The following is a 697-nucleotide window of genomic DNA, read 5'->3' as shown; positions in this document are numbered from 1 at the left end:
TTTCGACATTGACCCAATCATTCGCAACTCCGAGATTTATGCGATCGAGACGAGTCTTGGTGTGCGGCATGGTGGAACTCTGTACTCGACGATTCAGCAGTCGCGGTTGTGGTATGAGAAGGCACGCTCGTTCAAGAACATGATCCTCGAAAAATACGTGCGGCTCGCGATCATGCACGCGAAGACCACGTACAAGGACTTCAATCACCACGTGCGGCTTGACGACGTGATCCAGATTTATATGATCGTCGTGAGCCGGGCTATTGATCGATGTGACGCACGTCAAGGAGTGCTTACGACGTTCATCACCAACTGGTTCAAGAGTGCTAGGTCCGAAGTTGCAGAGATGTCGAAGGATCAGGGTGATCAGTCGTACGAAGCACTGGTCGAAGAAATGGGCGATGCATCGTCAGATGTGCTTGGATCGACTGGCCCCGAGATAGACGGAGAGATGCAGGATCACATAGCCTATATCTCGAAACAGATTGATCGTCAGGGCTACGTGCGTGCCGCACTCGGGATACCGGAGAGGCTGACTAAAGAGCAGATTCAAATGCTGAACGAGTTCGTCGTTGTTATGGAGGACTAAATGGGACACCCCATTGAGGTGAGCGTGGCGGCTCTAAAGGCACTCGTCGCGGATTATGCGCTACGCACACAACAGGCAGAGCTTCTGACCAGTCGCATTATCGATAGC

1 protein-coding gene is annotated in these 697 nt (G+C 52.2%); it reads left to right on the top strand.

The features are described from left to right. Positions 1–589: hypothetical protein (locus AC1RPQ_RS07600; RefSeq protein WP_481762203.1), on the top strand; the 589-nt coding region annotated here is incomplete at its 5' end. Positions 590–697 lie beyond the last annotated feature (108 nt).

This window comes from Dellaglioa sp. CoH-57-MRSF-21, assembly GCF_056781915.1.
This window is presented reverse-complemented; position numbering and strand designations above follow the sequence as displayed.